We start from the raw sequence: 15,527 nt of genomic DNA, 5'->3' as shown, positions 1-15,527 counted from the left end.
TCGTGGCGGCGACGGTCTTCTTCCTCGACCCGCTGCCCGAGGTGGGGAGCACCGCCGTCCTGGACGGCCCCGAGGGCAGGCATGCCGCGACGGTGCGCCGGATCGGTGTCGGGGAGCGGATCGTGCTGGCCGACGGCCGGGGTGGTCTCGCCGACACCGAGGTGACGGCGGCCGGGAAGGACCGGCTCGAACTCACCGTTCACGAACGGCGTCAGGTGACGGCGCCGTCGCCGAGTGTGACCGTGGTGCAGGCGCTTCCGAAGGCGGAGCGGTCCGAGCTGGCGGTCGAGCTGGCCACCGAGGCGGGGGTCGACGCGATCGTGCCGTGGCAGTCGTCGCGGTGCGTGGCGCGGTGGGAGGGCCCGAAGGTCGCGAAGGGTGTCGCTCGCTGGCGTAGCGCCGCTCTCGCCGCCGCCAAACAGTCCCGGCGGGCGATCGTGCCCGAGGTGTCGGAACTGCACCGCACCGCGGGAATGCTCGCCGTCGTCCGCGAAGTGGTCGGCCGGGGCGGAGTCGTCGCCGTGCTGCACGAGGCGGCGACGCAGGGCCTCGCCGAGCTTCCGCTGCGTGCGGCCGCCGAGATCGTGCTCGTCGTCGGTCCCGAGGGCGGTATCTCCGAGGAGGAGATCACCGCGCTGACCGAGGCGGGCGCCGTGCCCGTGCTGCTCGGTCCGCACGTCCTGCGGACCTCGACCGCCGCGGCCGTCGCGCTGGGCGCCATCGGCGTCCTCACCGACCGCTGGGGCGCGGCCCCGCTAGCCTGACTGTCCGTGGACCGCATTCGCATCGCCTACGGAACCGAACCGCAGCAGTTCGGGCACTTCTATCCGCCCGAGGAACCGGTGTCGACCCCGGTGCCGGTGGTGATGGTCGTCCACGGCGGTTTCTGGAGCGGGAAATACCACCTGAACCTGGGCACGAGTTTCGCGGTCGACCTGGCGCGCCACGGTGTCGCGGTCTGGAACATCGAATACCGCAGGCTTGGCGCGGGCGGCGGGTGGGACGAGATGTCCGCAGACGTTCTCGCCGCGCTCGACGCGATCGCCGGTCCGGTCGCCGAGCGGTCGGCGGTCCCGTTCGACCTGTCGAAGGTCCGGGTTGTCGGTCACTCGGCGGGCGGGCAACTCGCGGTGTGGCTGGCCGGTCAGCGGCAGACGGCGGTCCGGCCGGAGAAGGTCGTGTCGCAGGCCGGCGCCCTCGACCTCGCCTCCGCGGGGGAACGCGGCAGGCGGATCGGATACATCGAGGATCTCCTCGGGGTGCCGTTCGACGAGGACCCGGATCGGTACCGCGCCGCATCCCCGCTGCACCGCATCCCCACCGGGGTGCCGGTGGTGTGCATCCACGGCACGGAGGACGCACAGGTCCCGGCGAAGGTGAGCGTCCGGTACGGGGAGGCGGCGCGGGCGGCAGGCGATCCGGTCGCGCTGCACATCGTCGAGGGAGAAGACCACTACGCGTTCCTGAATCCCGAGACCGAATGCTGGAAGATCTCGCGGGACGCCCTACTGTCCGGTGACGGCGAGTTCTGAACTGCGGTCCCCGGATTCGGGTGTGACCGTGCGTCCGGGCAGGACGAGTGCCACGACCAGCGCGCCGATGCCCAGTGCGAGTCCACCGATCAGACCGGCCAGGGAGACGACGTCGTGCCCACCGCCGGAGTCGTGCGCCGCACCGTCTACGCGCATTTCCCCAGCCGCGAGGCGCTCGTCGAGGGCATCGCCGACGAGGCGTCCGCCGCCCTCGTCGCCGCCATGGGGGACGAGGCGCGGCAACCGGAGCGTCCCGACCTCGCGGAGGCGATGACGATCACCCTGCTGGACCAGGCGAATTCCGGCGAGGTGCAGGATTCGGGCGAGTCGTTCGCCGTCGCGTACCTCGCGGTGCTGGGGTTGACGCCTGCCGAGGGGACCCGCGTCGTGGACGAGGCGCGGCGGTGGCTGCGCGAGAATCCGGCCGTCCTGGATCGGTGACGGCGTCGCGTAATCGGGTGGGCGCTGTGACCTGCGAGCGATAGACTTCCCTCATCGCGACGACCGTCGTGACCGACCAGGAACCGGGAAGAAGGCCATATCCCTCACGTGAGCGAACAAGACCAGAACGGCGAGACGTTCGGCGCCACGCGTCCGGCGGAACGCACCGTGCGTTCGAGTATCGATCTCCCACCCGAAACGGTCCCGCCTCTCCTCGGTTCTTCCGACGAGAATCTGCGCGCTCTCGAACGGGTCCTGGACGCAGACATCCATGTACGCGGCAACGCCGTCACGTTGACGGGACGGCCCGGCGACGTCGCGCTCGCCGAGCGGGTCATCGCCGAACTGGGCGCCATCGTCGGTCGCGGGCAGCCGCTGACCCCCGACGCAGTGCGCCGGACGGTCGGCATGCTCACGCAGGGCCTGAGCGAATCGCCCGCCGAGGTCCTCACCCTCGACATCCTGTCGCGTCGCGGCAAGACGATCCGGCCGAAGACACTGAACCAGAAGCGGTACGTCGACGCGATCGATGCCAACACCATCGTGTTCGGTATCGGGCCCGCGGGCACCGGCAAGACGTACCTCGCCATGGCGAAGGCGGTGCAGGCCCTGCAGACCAAGCAGGTGTCGCGGATCATCCTCACCCGCCCCGCGGTCGAGGCGGGGGAGCGGCTCGGGTTCCTGCCCGGCACGCTGCACGAGAAGATCGATCCGTACCTGCGGCCGTTGCACGACGCCCTGCACGACATGATGGACCCCGAGGCCATCCCGAAGCTGATGCAGTCGGGTGTCATCGAGGTGGCGCCGCTCGCGTACATGCGCGGCCGCACGCTCAACGACGCGTTCATCATCCTCGACGAGGCGCAGAACACCACCGCCGAGCAGATGAAGATGTTCCTCACCCGGCTGGGCTTCGGTTCCAAGGTCGTCGTCACCGGCGACGTCACCCAGGTGGACCTTCCGGGCGGCGCCCGGTCCGGGCTCCGCGCAGCCACCGAGATCCTCGGTGACATCGACGACATCTATTTCGCCGAACTCAACAGCAGCGACGTGGTCCGGCACCGGCTGGTGTCCGACATCGTCGACGCGTACGAGCGTTTCGAGGCGGACCGGGACGGCAAGGTCGAGCTCGGGAACCGCGCACAGCGGAGAGCGGCGCACTCGCGTTCTCCACGACGGTAGGGTGAGTGTCGCCGGAACCAGGAGGAAGCGACACACATGAGCATCGAAGTCTCGAACGAATCGGGCATGGACGTCTCCGAAGAGGAGCTGATCAGCGTTGCCCGCTTCGTGATCGCGAGGATGGACGTGCACCCCGCGGCCGAGTTGTCGATGGTCCTCGTGGACTCGGCCACCATGGCCGACCTCCACATGCGGTGGATGGACCTGCCCGGTCCCACCGACGTGATGTCGTTCCCGATGGACGAGCTCGAGCCAGGCGGCCGCCCGGATTCACCCGAGCCGGGACCGTCGATGCTCGGCGACATCGTGCTGTGCCCGTCCTTCGCCGCGGACCAGGCCGACAAGGCCGGTCATCCGCTGGCCCACGAACTCGCTCTGCTCACCGTGCACGGTGTGCTGCACCTCCTCGGCTACGACCACGCCGAACCGGAGGAGGAGAAGGAGATGTTCGGCCTGCAGAACCAGTTGCTCGACGACTGGTACGAGGATCTGCGCAGGGCCGAACGCGACGCCGCGCTCGCTGCCCGGGACCAGAAGCTGCTCGGCAAGGCCGGGTTCTTCGACGCCCCGGATCAGTAACCGCCACGTGAAGGGTCTTCTGTGAGTAGCGCCATCGCGCTGATCGTCCTCGCGATCGTCCTCGTCCCTCTCGGTGGTGTCTTCGCCGCCGTCGATTCCGCACTCAACACGATCTCGTCCGCGCGCATCGAGGAGATGGCGAAGGAGGATCGCCCCGGCGCCACCCGGGTGCTCCGCATCCTGTCGGATCGTCCCCGGTACGTGAATCTCATGGTGCTGCTGCGCATCCTGTGTGAGATCACGGCGACGGTGGTGCTCGTCGGAGGCCTGTCCGATCTCCTCGAACCCGTGTGGGCGCTGACGTTCACCGCCGTCATCATGGTGCTCGTCGACTACGTGGTGATCGGGGTCGGCCCGCGGACGCTCGGCCGCCAGCACGCCTACACGATCGCGTTGATCACGTCGTTCCCGCTGCAGGTCATCGGAACCCTGCTCGGTCCGATCAGCCGCCTGCTCATCCTGATCGGCAACGCGATCACCCCGGGCAAGGGATTCCGCAACGGCCCCTTCGCCTCCGAGATCGAACTGCGCGAACTCGTCGACATGGCGCAGGAACGGGGCGTGGTGGCCGACGAGGAACGCCGGATGATCCAGTCCGTCTTCGAACTCGGCGACACCTCCGCCCGCGAGGTGATGGTGCCGCGCACCGAGATGGTGTGGATCGAAAGCGACAAGAGCGCCGGGCAGGCGACGTCGCTGGCCGTCCGCAGCGGACATTCGCGGATTCCCGTGATCGGGGAGAACGTCGACGACGTCCTCGGGGTGGTCTACCTCAAGGACCTCGTGCAGCAGACGTACCACTCCCGCGACGGCGGACGCAGTGTCCTCGTCGGCGACGTGATGCGGCCCGCCGTCTTCGTGCCCGATTCCAAACCGCTCGACAGCCTGCTCGCCGAGATGCAGCGCGACCGCAACCACATGGCCGTGCTGGTCGACGAATACGGCGGCATCGCAGGCCTGGTCACCATCGAGGACGTCATCGAGGAGATCGTCGGGGAGATCGCCGACGAGTACGACCAGGACGAGACCCCGCCGGTCGAGGACCTCGGCGACGGCATGTACCGGGTGTCCGCGCGGCTGCCGATCGAGGATCTCGGTGACCTGTTCGGCATCGAGGTGGAGAACGACGAGGTCGAAACAGTCGGTGGGCTCATCGGATACGAACTCGGCAGGGTGCCGCTCCCGGGATCGGAGGTCGTCTCGCACGGTCTCGTCCTCCGCGGTGAGGGTTCGCCCGACGTGCGCGGGCGGGTGCGGATCAGCACGGTCTTCGTGCAACGCGCACCGATCGACGAGGACGACGACGTCAACGACCGTGAACGGGAGGGCGACGATGACTGAACTGGACGCCGAGGACGCGAAACTGATCGTGCTCGCGCGAGGAGCGTTCGGCCGCACCGGAAGTGGTCAGGGCGCCGCCGTCCGCGATCTCGACGGCCGCACCTACTCTGCCGGCGCGGTCGCGTTGACGGCGCTGTCGCTGACCGCGCTGCAGGCGGCCGTCGCGGCGGCGGTGTCGAGTGGTGCCGAGGGTTTCGAGGCGGCAGCCGTGATCGGCGGGGACCCGGACGACCCGGGCATCGCCGCGCTACACGAAGTCAGTGCGCAGGCGGCCGTCGTCTTCGCGCGAACCGATGGATCCGTGATCGAGGAGCAACATGAGTAAACCCGAATTCCGTTCCGGATTCGTCTGTTTCGTCGGACGGCCCAACACGGGCAAGTCCACGCTGACCAACGCGCTGGTGGGCAGCAAGATCGCGATCACGTCCTCGCGGCCGCAGACCACCCGGCACACCATCCGCGGCATCGTGCACCGCGACCACGCACAGCTGATCCTCGTCGACACCCCGGGGCTGCACCGTCCCCGGACGCTCCTCGGCCAGCGCCTCAACGACCTCGTGCGCGACACCTACTCCGAGGTCGACGTGATCTGCCTGTGCATCCCGGCGGACGAGAAGATCGGCCCCGGCGACCGGTGGATCGTGCAGCAGGTCCGGCAGATCGCGCCGAAGACCACGCTCGTCGGCATCGTCACGAAGATCGACAAGGTCAGCAAGGACATGGTCGGGCAGCAGTTGCTCGCCGTCTCCAAGCTCCTCGGGCCGGAGACGGACGTCGTGCCGGTGTCCGCCGCCTCCGGTGAGCAGGTGGAGGTGCTGGTCGACGTCCTCGCGTCGAAGATGGAGGAGGGCCCGGCGTTCTACCCGGACGGCGAACTCACCGACGAACCCGAAGAGACGCTGATGGCCGAACTCATTCGCGAGGCCGCTCTCGAGGGCCTCGGCGACGAACTGCCGCACTCCCTGGCCGTGGTCATCGAAGAGATCATCCCCCGCGAGGGACGCACCGAGAAGCAGGGCGAACTGCTCGACGTGCACGCGCTGCTGTACGTCGAGCGGCCGTCGCAGAAGGGCATCGTGATCGGCAAGGGCGGCGCCCGCCTCCGCGAGGTGGGGACCAAGGCGCGGCTGCAGATCGAGAAACTGCTCGGCACCAAGATCTTCCTCGAACTGCACGTGAAGGTCGCCAAGGACTGGCAGCGCGACCCGAAACAGCTCGGCAGGCTGGGGTTCTGTTGACGAGTCCAGGGACCCGTCAACCACGCACGGGGCCGGCGGCCCGCAGGAGAAGCAGCACCGACGCCGCGAAGTCGTGCTCCCCGTCGCTTCCGGTGGCGAGTCTGCGCAGTTGCAGGCCGGCGATGGTCGCCACGACCGTGGGGGCGACGGACTCCGCATCGGGGACGCCGAGGGCGGTGAGAATCGTCACCGTCAATTCGTCGTACGCGGCGAAACATTCGGCGGCGGCCTGACGGAGTTCGTGATCGCGGCCCGCCTGGATGTACAGCTCGAACGGGGCGATCCGCTCCGCGGAGAACGCCAGATCCTTCGCGACCTTCTCGGTCAGTGCGGCGACGTCCTCGAAGCTCAGCCCCTTGTCGCGGTACCCCTCCGCCAGCTCCGACAGCCGCTGCGTCTCCTCCGTCACGAACCCCGACAGCGCGGCGCGCAGCAGGTCCGTCTGCGTGGGGAAGTGGTACGTGATGGAGCCGAGCGAGACCCCGGCCTGCGCCGCGATCCGCCGATTGGTCACGCCGGGAATGCCTTCCGTGCCGACGATGTGCAGCGCCGCCGCGAGGATGCGGTCACGGACGTCCGTCGAAGCCACGCTCACCACCACTTCCCGGGACGTTCCAGGTCCCACCGGAGCACCGACTCGAGCTGGGCCGCAACGGAAACCAGGAGCGGCTCCGCGTTGTCGTGCCCCATCAGCTGGGCGCCGATCGGCAGGTTTCCGGACGTGAACCCGGCCGGGACGTTCACGCTCGGCCAGCCCAGCACGTTCCACGGCCACGCGTACGGGCAGACCGCGGTGATCACCTTGTCCGTGGCCCACGAACCGATGCCGTCGATCTCCTCGACCCTCGGCGGGGGAGTGGCGGTGGTGGGGGCGAGGACGAGGTCGTACTCGTCGAAGATCGCACCGACGCGTCGCCGCATTCTCGGCTCGGCCGCCCGGGCGGACCGGAGCGGGGCCCCGCGCAACAGCCGCCCGGTCCGGGCGTTGCCCTTCGTGCGGGGGTCGACGAGGGACGGGTCGGGGACCTTCCGCATCCAGTCGTCGATGCCGACCATCGACCGGGGGAGGAAGCCGAGACCGAACATGATCCCGTAGTCGGGGTCGTCCACCACGACGCGGTGCCCGAGCCTGCGCAGTGCCTCGGCGATCCGCGCGACACCCCGGCGCACCTCGGGGTGCAGCGTGGTGGGGGTGGCGGTGAACGGGATCCGGAGGGACAGCGCGATGCGCAGCGGCCCGGGGTCGCGGCCGATGGCGTCGCTGACGGTGACCGGCGGCGGTGTGTGGATGTCGCCCTCATGAGGTCCCGCCGCGATATCGAGGAGCAGGGCCGCGTCGGCGACCGTCCGGGCCAGCGGTCCGTTGACGGTGAGACCGTAGAACGCCTCGGCGGCAGGCCAGGTGGAGATGCGGCCGCGTTGCGGCTTGATCCCGACGAGGTTGGTCCACGCGGCGGGGATGCGGATGGAACCGGCGCCGTCGGAACCGATCGCGGCGGACACGAGGCCGGCGGACACGGCCGCCGCAGCGCCCCCGGACGACCCGCCCGGGGTGTGGTCGCCGTTCCACGGATTGCGGGTGTGACCGAAGGCGGGTCCGCCGGTGAGCGGCCACTGCCCCAGTTCGGGACTGTTGGTCTTGCCGACGACGACGGCACCGGCCGCGCGCAGTCGCCGCACCATCTCGGAGTCCCGCGCCGCGGGCGGGAAGTCGCCCGGGCAGCCGAACGCGGTGGGCTCCCCGGCCACGTCGACGTCGTCCTTGACGGCGATCGGGACTCCGAGGAGCGGGAGGCGTTCACCGGCGGCGATCCGGCGGTCGGCCTCCGCGGCCTCGGCGAGGGCCTTGTTCCGGCGGACCACCTTGAACGCGTTGAGCGTCGGCTGGCTGGCATCGATGCGGTCGAGGGCGGCGCGGGTGGCCGCGACCGACGTGGTGTCGCCGGAGGCCAGGGCTTTCACCTGTTCGACGAGTCCCGGTGACCGGTCGCCTTCCTCTTCGCGCCGCTGTTCGCTGCCCAGTTGTCCCGTGCTCATCTCGCCCCTCCCCGTGACTGTTCGTTCGAACGAACAGTATCAGCGGAGGTGCCTGCGGACCACCTCCCCGATCACCCCGGCGGCCCCGCGGGCCGCGGACTCGGGCAGTCGGGCGTACCCGCAGACCAGTCCCCGGGGTCCGCTCGGCGTGGTGCGGTAGTCGGCGAGGCTCGGCACCGTCACCCCGTGGTCCTGCAGTTCCGCCGCGAGGGCGACGTCGTCGACCGAGCGCGGCAGTGTCAGGACGACATGGAGACCGGCCTCGATGCCGGCGACCCCGACGCCGTCCGTGCCGACCGCGGACAGCTGCTGCTGCAGTGCGGCGACGAACGCCGACCGGCGGGCCGCGTACGTGCGGGAGGCGCGGGCGAGGTGCCGCGACAACRCACCCGAGTCGATGAAATGCGCCAGCGCGAGGGCCGTGATCGCACAGCAGGCCTCGCCGGTCGTGTCCAGCGCCCGGACGATCCCCGGCCGCAGCGCCGCGGGGGCGATCACCCACGCCACCCGGACCGCGGGAGTGAGGATCTTCGACGCCGTGCCCAGGTAGGCCACGTAGTCGGACCCGCGGTCGATGCTGCGCAGGGCGGGCAACGCCGACACGTCGTAGCGGAACTCGCCGTCGTAGTCGTCCTCGATGATCAGCGTCCCGGACGCCGCGGCGTCGGCGACGAGCCGGGCCCTGCGGCCCACCGGCATCCGGGCGCCCATCGGATACTGGTGGGCCGGCGTGCAGTAGGCCGCCGCGTCCATGCCGCGCAGCAGTGCGGGATCGAGGCCGTCCTCGTCCACGGGCACGCAGCGTGTCCGCGCGCCCGCGGCCTCGAGGACCAGGCGGGCCCGGCTGTAGCCGGGCTCCTCGAACACCACGTCGCGGCCGCTCAGCCGGGCCGCGGCGACGAGAGTCCGAAGCGCGGAGCCCACTCCGGGAACGATCACGAGTTCGTCGGGCCGCGCCGAGATGCCCCGGGTGCGGCGCAGATGCCCCGCGAGGGCGCGCCGCAACTCCGGGTGCCCGTCGGGGCCGGGAACGTCGGACGTCACCGTGGCGGCCGCGGCCGACCGCCACGCCCGGCGCCAGTCGGTGGTCGAGATCAGGCCGGGGTCGGGGTGGCCCGGGGTGAGGTCCCACCGCGCCTCCGGTGTCGCGGCAGCGGCCTGCGACGCCCGCTCCGACGTGTGCGTGATCGCGTGCGGGGCGACGTGCGCGCGGGCCGCCACGTCGGCGCCCGGTGCGATCCGGGTGCCGGAACCGGCGCGGGCGTTCGCGTATCCGGACGAGCAGAGTTCGTCGTACGCGTCGACCACCGACGCCCGCGCGACCGTCAGGTGGCCGGCGAGGGCCCGCGTGGAGGGCAGCGGATCGCCGGGCCGCAGACGGCCGCCTCGGATCTCGTCGAGGATCGACTCCGCGATGCGGTGCCGAAGCGGTGCGTCGGTGTCGGGGAGCCGCAACGTCAGGTGCAGCTCGGGGCTGATCCGGGGCATGAACCCACAATACTGGTCTGCCGATATTTTCAATTGTGGATCTGGAGCCTGAACCACATGGGGGGTGAGGATGGTCTCGTGGACAAGATCAGGAGATACCCGGACCGTGCCCGAACCGAACGTGCGCAGCTCGACGCCGTCCTCGACGCCGCGCCGATGGGCACCCTCGCCACCGTCGTCGACGGCCTGCCCTGGGCCGTGCCGATGCTCTACGCCCGCGACGGCGACAGGATCCTGCTGCACGGTTCCACCGGGGCCGGCGCGCTGCGGCAGGTCGCGGCAGGCGCCCCCGCGGTGCTGTGCGTCGCGATGCTCGACGGAATCGTCGTCGCGGACACACTGTTCGACTCGTCCGCCAACTACCGTTCGGCGGTGGTGCGGGGCAACCTCGTCACCCTCGGCGAAGACGAATCCGCCGGCGCCCTCGACGCACTGTCGGACGTGCTGATCCCCGGTCGCAGCAGCGAGGTCCGGGGACACCGTCGCAAGGAACTCGCCGCGACGCTGGCCCTCGCCCTCCCGATCACGCCGGGGCAGTGGACCGTCAAGGTGCGGGACGCGCCGCCGGGCGAACCCGCCGAAGCGAGCAGTGCGTGGGCCGGGGTCGTCCCCGTGCGGTCGGTCGCCGGTGCGCCCGTCCCGGCGCCGTGGGTGGCGACCGGCACACCCGTGCCCGCGTCCGTGTCGCGGCTGACCCGGACCGCGTAAGGAAAGCGTCAAGAGCCCTGGACGTCCCGTAAGCGCTTCGTCAGCGAGGCCTCTGTCGCCCGGATCCGGCGTGATGCTGGCATGACACCCCGCAACCGTGGGGTGTCATGCCTGCGCTGAACCGCAGGATCAGTACGAAGAGGGATCCTCACATGGCCGACGTGGCCTACGTTGCGCTCGTCCTCGGCGGGTTCGCCTGTTGCGCGCTCGTTCTCCGTGCCCTGCAGACCGGACGCGTGAAATGACCGGCGCCGGAATACTCGCCGTCGTCCTCGTCGCGATCGCGGCGGCGCTCGTCGTGTATCTGCTGGTCGCGCTCATCGACCCGGAGCGGTTCTGATGACGCCCGCCCTCGCGGCCGGCCTGCAGATCGCGCTCGTGATCGCGGTACTCGCGGCGCTGTACGTGCCGGTGGGCGACTACATGGCCCGCGTCTACGAATCGCGCCGCCACCTGCGGGTCGAATCCGTGCTGTACCGCCTGTGCCGCATCAACCCCCACACGGAGCAGACCTGGTACGGCTACGCGGGCAGCGTTCTGGGCTTCTCGATGGCCGGCGTGCTCTTCCTGTATGTCCTGCAACGCATTCAGGGTGTGCTGCCGCTGTCCGGCGACCTGACCGGGGTCAGCCCCGCGGTCGCGTTCAACACGGCCGTGTCGTTCGTCACCAACACCAACTGGCAGTCCTACGCCCCCGAGACCACGATGAGCAACCTGACCCAGCCGGTCGGACTCGCCGTGCAGAACTTCGTGTCCGCGGCGGTCGGCATGGCCGTCGCGGTCGCGCTGATCCGCGGGTTCGTCCGCGTGGCCCGCGGCGGTGAGATCGGCAACTTCTGGGTGGACCTCACCCGCGGCAGTCTGCGGATTCTGCTGCCGTTCTCCTTCGTCATCGCGTTGATTCTGTTGAGCCAGGGCGTGATCCAGTCATTCCACACGGGATTCGAATCCACCGGCCTGGACGGCAATGCCGTCACCAACGCCCTGGCGCCCGTCGCCTCGCAGGAGGCGATCAAGGAACTCGGCACCAACGGCGGCGGCATCCTCGCCGCCAACTCGGCACACCCGTTCGAAAACCCCACCCCGGTCAGCAACATCGTCGAGATCCTCGCGATCCTGCTGATCCCGGTGTCCCTCACCCGCACGTTCGGCACCATGGTCGGCGATCCTCACGACCGAGCGAGCGAGGTGTCCGGGCACCGCCAGGGCCTGACCCTGCTCGCTGTGATGGGCATCCTGTGGGGTTCACTGCTCGCCGTCACCCTTGCCGCCGAATCGGGACGACGCGGCGTCGCGGCCTCCGCGGCAGGCGCGATGATGGAAGGCAAGGAAGTCCGCTTCGGCATTCCGGGCACCGCACTGTTCGCCGTGAGTACCACGGGAACGTCCACGGGCGCGGTGAATTCCGCCCACGACAGCCTGTCGCCGCTCGGTGGCGCAGCCGTGTTGCTGAACATGCTGCTCGGGGAGATCGCGCCCGGCGGTGTGGGCACCGGGCTCTACGGCATTCTCGTCCTCGCCCTCATCGCCGTCTTCGTCGGTGGACTCCTCGTCGGCCGCACACCCGAGTACGTGGGCAAAAAACTACGGCAACGGGAGATCACCCTCGCCGCGCTGTCGGTGCTGGTGATGCCCGCGCTGGTCCTGATCGGAACGGGCATCACCGTGATCCTGTCCTCGACCACCGGTTACCAGGGCAACAGCGGCGACCCCGGCAGTCCCGGATCGATCCACGGATTCTCGGAGGTGCTGTACGCGTTCGCGTCGGCGTCGAACAACAACGGCAGCGCGTTCGGCGGGCTGACGGTCACGAGCGACTGGTTCCAGACCGCGCTCGGCGTGTGCATGCTGTTCGGCCGGTTCCTGCCGATCATCTTCGTCCTCGCGCTCGCCGGATCCCTGGCGTCGCAGAAGAAGACGGCCCCGGGCGCCGGAACCCTGCCGACGGCGGGCCCGATGTTCACGGGGCTGCTCACCGGCACCGTCGTGCTCGTGGCGGCGTTGACATTCTTCCCGGCCCTCGCGCTGGGACCGATCGCGGAGGCCCTGCAGTGAGTGTGAACGTGACCAGTCGTCCGGCGACCGAGCCGACGACGCCGCCCGAGGGCGGCCACGCCCCGGCGCCCGTCAAGGCCGGGATCTTCAGTCCCGCCCAGCTGGTGACGGCGTTGCCGGGCGCGCTGCGCAAACTCGACCCCCGGCACCTCGCCCGCAACCCGGTGATGTTCGTGGTGTTCGTCGGTTCCGTCGTCACCACCGTCATGGCCATCGCCGACCCGTCGGTGTTCTCCTGGGCGGTCACCGCGTGGCTGTGGTTCACCGTGCTGTTCGCGAACCTCGCCGAGTCGGTCGCGGAGGGGCGGGGCAAGGCGCAGGCGGCGAGCCTGCGGAAGGTGAAGCAGGACACGGTCGCCCACAGGATCACGGCGAGCGGCGCTCTGGAATCGGTGCCGGGCACCGACCTCGTCGTCGGCGACCGCGTGGTCGTCGTCGACGGTGAGGTGATCCCGGGCGACGGCGACGTCGTCGAGGGCATCGCCACCGTGGACGAATCGGCGATCACCGGCGAGTCCGCGCCCGTCGTCCGCGAATCCGGCGGTGACCGGTGCGCCGTCACCGGCGGCACGACCGTGCTGTCCGACCGGATCGTCGTCCGCGTCACCGCGGCCCCCGGGCAGTCGTTCGTGGACCGGATGATCGCCCTCGTGGAGGGGGCGGCGCGGCAGAAGACGCCGAATGAGATCGCGCTGAACATCCTGCTGGCGTCGCTGACGATCGTCTTCCTGCTGACCGTCGTCGCGATCGGCCCGATGGGTCTGTACGCGGGGCAGGAACAGGACCCGATCAAACTGATCGCGCTGCTGGTGTGTCTGATCCCCACCACGATCGGCGCCCTGCTGTCGGCCATCGGGATCGCCGGGATGGACCGGCTGGTGCAGCGGAACGTCCTGGCGATGTCGGGGCGGGCGGTGGAGGCCGCCGGCGATATCGACACCCTGCTGATGGACAAGACCGGCACCATCACGTTCGGCAACCGGCAGGCCACCGCCCTGCATCCCGCACCGGGAGTGTCCGCGAGCGAGCTGGCAACGGCGGCACGGCTGTCCAGCCTCGCGGACGGCACTCCCGAGGGGCGCAGCATCGTGGACCTGTGCGCCCGGGACTTCGGGTTGGACCCCGCGCCGTCCGAGGCCGAGAGGGCAGCGGAGTTCGTGCCGTTCACCGCGCAGACCCGGATGAGCGGGCTCGACATCGACGGCACCCGCATCCGCAAGGGCGCCGGCGACGCGGTGCTGAACTGGGTGCATTCGCTCGGCGGACACACCTCGCCCGCGGTCACCGGCGCGGTGAACGAGATCGCGCAGGCCGGCGGAACACCCCTCGTGGTGGCCTCGATCCACGCGGATGCGCCGACGGTGCTGGGCGTGATCGCGCTGTCGGACGTGGTGAAGCCGGGCATCGCCGAGCGGTTCGCGGAACTGCGGGCGATGGGAATCCGCACGGTGATGATCACCGGCGACAATCCGCTCACCGCCAAGGCCATCGCGGCCGAGGCCGGTGTCGACGACTTCATGGCGGAGGCGACACCCGAGGACAAACTCGCGCTGATCCGCAAGGAACAGGAGGGCGGCCGGCTGGTCGCGATGACCGGTGACGGCACCAATGACGCCCCGGCCCTGGCCCAGGCGGACGTCGGGGTGGCGATGAACACCGGCACGTCCGCGGCGAAGGAAGCCGGGAACATGGTGGATCTCGATTCCGATCCCACCAAGCTCATCGAGGTGGTGGAGATCGGCAAGCAGCTGCTCATCACCCGAGGTGCGCTGACCACGTTTTCGCTCGCCAACGACCTGGCCAAGTACTTCGCCATCCTCCCCGCGCTGTTCAGCGTCATCTATCCGCAGCTGGACACGCTGAACATCATGCGTCTGGCCACCCCGGAATCGGCGATCCTCTCGGCGGTGATCTTCAACGCCGTCGTGATCGTGGCGCTGATCCCGTTGTCGCTGAAAGGTGTTCGCTATCGGCCGTCGTCGGCGTCGACACTGCTGGGCCGCAACCTGCTGATCTACGGCCTCGGCGGCGTGATCACACCGTTCGCCGGTATCTGGCTCATCGACCTCGTCGTCCGTCTCATTCCCGGAATTGGGTGACTTCGCATGCGTTTTCTCATCGGACTGCTCCGGCAGACCTGGGCCGGACTCCTCGTCCTGCTCGCACTCACCGCCGTTCTCGGCGTGCTCTATCCCGCCGCGGTGTGGGGGGTGAGCCGGATCGGCGCCGGCGCGGCGGAGGGTTCGCCGGTCCGCGACACCACCGGGTGCGTCGTCGGGAGCCGGTGGGTCGGTGTCGACCCGCAGGTGCCGGCAGGGGACCCGGACCCGTTCTTCCACAACCGGGTCACCGGGTCGGTCGCCGCACAGGATCCGTTCGCACCGGGCGACCCCGCCACCGCCTTGCCCACCAATCAGGGACCGAGCAGCGAGATCCTGGCGGCGTTCGTCACCCAGCGCCGGAACGCGATCGCCGCCCGCGAGGGGGTGCAACCCGAGTCCGTGCCGGCGGACGCGGTCACCGGATCGGGTTCCGGCATCGATCCGCACATCAGCCCCGCGTACGCCGCGTTGCAGGTGCCGAGGGTCGCACAGATGAACGGCCTCAGCGAGAGCCGCGTCCAGCAGTTGGTCGACGAGAACACCGAGGGACGGCAACTCGGGTTCCTCGGGGAGCAGCGGGTGAACGTTCTCGAGCTGAATCTCGCCCTCGGCCTGACCGTTCCTCGGTGCACCGCCCCGACAGCTGGTGGATGATGGCGAGGTGAGTGGTACCGGACCCGAAGGCGAACGCCGGCGCGGCGAACTGCGCATCTATCTCGGCGCCGCACCGGGTGTCGGCAAGACGTTCGCGATGCTCGGCGAGGCGCACCGCCGCCGCGAACGGGGGTGCGACGTCGTCGCGGCCGTGGTGGAAACCCACGGCC

At 70.0% G+C, this 15,527-nt stretch carries 17 protein-coding genes and 1 pseudogene; 14 read left to right on the top strand and 4 right to left on the bottom strand.

Annotated elements, in window-relative coordinates; genetic code table 11:
* Nucleotides 1-2: 2 nt before the first annotated feature.
* Complete coding sequence (locus tag AC1DWT_RS36955; RefSeq protein WP_206012707.1) at nucleotides 3-764, top strand: 16S rRNA (uracil(1498)-N(3))-methyltransferase; 762 nt, start codon at nucleotides 3-5, stop codon at nucleotides 762-764.
* Nucleotides 765-770: 6 nt separating this feature from the next.
* On the top strand, nucleotides 771-1,532 hold the full coding sequence (locus AC1DWT_RS36950; protein ID WP_095865190.1) for an alpha/beta hydrolase family protein: 762 nt from the start codon (nucleotides 771-773) through the stop codon (nucleotides 1,530-1,532).
* Here the strand turns inward: AC1DWT_RS36950 and AC1DWT_RS36945 are convergent.
* Complete coding sequence (locus AC1DWT_RS36945; protein WP_206016312.1) at nucleotides 1,506-1,688, bottom strand: hypothetical protein; 183 nt, start codon at nucleotides 1,686-1,688, stop codon at nucleotides 1,506-1,508. The genes AC1DWT_RS36950 and AC1DWT_RS36945 overlap by 27 nt on opposite strands.
* Here AC1DWT_RS36945 and AC1DWT_RS36940 point away from each other — a divergent pair.
* The 6 genes from AC1DWT_RS36940 to era all read left to right on the top strand — a co-directional run bounded on the left by AC1DWT_RS36940 (nucleotide 1,665) and on the right by era (nucleotide 6,313).
* Nucleotides 1,665-1,973, top strand: coding sequence for a hypothetical protein (locus AC1DWT_RS36940; RefSeq protein WP_371851580.1), 309 nt, complete (start codon nucleotides 1,665-1,667; stop codon nucleotides 1,971-1,973). The two genes, AC1DWT_RS36945 and AC1DWT_RS36940, sit on opposite strands and share 24 nt — an antisense overlap.
* 108 nt (nucleotides 1,974-2,081) lie before the next feature.
* Complete coding sequence (locus AC1DWT_RS36935) at nucleotides 2,082-3,155, top strand: PhoH family protein (protein WP_012688199.1); 1,074 nt, start codon at nucleotides 2,082-2,084, stop codon at nucleotides 3,153-3,155.
* 36 nt (nucleotides 3,156-3,191) lie between these two features.
* Nucleotides 3,192-3,734: an rRNA maturation RNase YbeY gene (ybeY, locus tag AC1DWT_RS36930; protein WP_072946632.1), complete on the top strand. Its 543-nt coding sequence runs from the start codon at nucleotides 3,192-3,194 to the stop codon at nucleotides 3,732-3,734.
* Between the two features lie 21 nt (nucleotides 3,735-3,755).
* Complete coding sequence (locus AC1DWT_RS36925; RefSeq protein WP_072946633.1) at nucleotides 3,756-5,075, top strand: hemolysin family protein; 1,320 nt, start codon at nucleotides 3,756-3,758, stop codon at nucleotides 5,073-5,075.
* Nucleotides 5,068-5,400 carry a cytidine deaminase gene (locus tag AC1DWT_RS36920; RefSeq protein WP_072946634.1) on the top strand — a complete coding sequence of 111 codons (333 nt, stop codon included), beginning with the start codon at nucleotides 5,068-5,070 and terminating at the stop codon, nucleotides 5,398-5,400. The genes AC1DWT_RS36925 and AC1DWT_RS36920 overlap by 8 nt, the downstream gene beginning before the upstream one ends.
* Nucleotides 5,393-6,313, top strand: coding sequence for a GTPase Era (gene era, locus AC1DWT_RS36915; protein WP_477924426.1), 921 nt, complete (start codon nucleotides 5,393-5,395; stop codon nucleotides 6,311-6,313). Before AC1DWT_RS36920 ends, era begins: the two co-directional genes overlap by 8 nt.
* Nucleotides 6,314-6,329: 16 nt before the next feature.
* Here era and AC1DWT_RS36910 read toward each other — a convergent pair whose 3' ends face one another.
* From AC1DWT_RS36910 to pdxR, 3 genes are read right to left on the bottom strand one after another with little or no spacing between them, the layout of a single operon-like run.
* Nucleotides 6,330-6,902, bottom strand: a complete 573-nt coding sequence (locus AC1DWT_RS36910; protein WP_072946636.1) for a TetR/AcrR family transcriptional regulator — start codon at nucleotides 6,900-6,902, stop codon at nucleotides 6,330-6,332.
* Nucleotides 6,903-6,904: 2 nt separating this feature from the next.
* On the bottom strand, nucleotides 6,905-8,350 hold the full coding sequence (locus AC1DWT_RS36905; RefSeq protein WP_206012706.1) for an amidase: 1,446 nt from the start codon (nucleotides 8,348-8,350) through the stop codon (nucleotides 6,905-6,907).
* Nucleotides 8,351-8,389: 39 nt separating this feature from the next.
* On the bottom strand, nucleotides 8,390-9,838 hold the full coding sequence (gene pdxR, locus AC1DWT_RS36900) for a MocR-like pyridoxine biosynthesis transcription factor PdxR (protein WP_477924423.1): 1,449 nt from the start codon (nucleotides 9,836-9,838) through the stop codon (nucleotides 8,390-8,392).
* A gap of 78 nt (nucleotides 9,839-9,916) precedes the next feature.
* Here pdxR and AC1DWT_RS36895 point away from each other — a divergent pair, with 78 nt between their 5' ends.
* The 6 genes and pseudogenes from AC1DWT_RS36895 to AC1DWT_RS36870 form a co-directional block, all read left to right on the top strand.
* Nucleotides 9,917-10,546: a pyridoxamine 5'-phosphate oxidase family protein gene (locus AC1DWT_RS36895; protein ID WP_095865193.1), complete on the top strand. Its 630-nt coding sequence runs from the start codon at nucleotides 9,917-9,919 to the stop codon at nucleotides 10,544-10,546.
* A 241-nt stretch (nucleotides 10,547-10,787) separates the two neighbouring features.
* The gene (gene kdpF, locus AC1DWT_RS36890; protein ID WP_095865194.1) at nucleotides 10,788-10,886 is read left to right on the top strand and encodes a K(+)-transporting ATPase subunit F; all 99 of its coding nucleotides are present in this window, start codon (nucleotides 10,788-10,790) and stop codon (nucleotides 10,884-10,886) included.
* Entirely contained in the window at nucleotides 10,886-12,601 is a 1,716-nt protein-coding gene (gene kdpA, locus AC1DWT_RS36885; protein WP_206012704.1) for a potassium-transporting ATPase subunit KdpA, read from the top strand. The genes kdpF and kdpA overlap by 1 nt, the downstream gene beginning before the upstream one ends.
* Complete coding sequence (gene kdpB, locus AC1DWT_RS36880; RefSeq protein ID WP_206012703.1) at nucleotides 12,598-14,700, top strand: potassium-transporting ATPase subunit KdpB; 2,103 nt, start codon at nucleotides 12,598-12,600, stop codon at nucleotides 14,698-14,700. Before kdpA ends, kdpB begins: the two co-directional genes overlap by 4 nt.
* A 6-nt stretch (nucleotides 14,701-14,706) precedes the next feature.
* Nucleotides 14,707-15,357 (top strand): potassium-transporting ATPase subunit C, encoded by a 651-nt coding sequence (locus AC1DWT_RS36875; RefSeq protein ID WP_206012702.1) that lies wholly within the window; start codon nucleotides 14,707-14,709, stop codon nucleotides 15,355-15,357.
* Between the two features lie 7 nt (nucleotides 15,358-15,364).
* Nucleotides 15,365-15,527 (top strand): annotated as a pseudogene (locus tag AC1DWT_RS36870) (hypothetical protein); the annotation flags it as partial.

It is taken from the genome of Rhodococcus sp. P4_B6, assembly GCF_056402215.1.
Note: the sequence above shows the minus strand (reverse complement) of the source record. Positions and strands in the feature narration are given on the sequence as shown.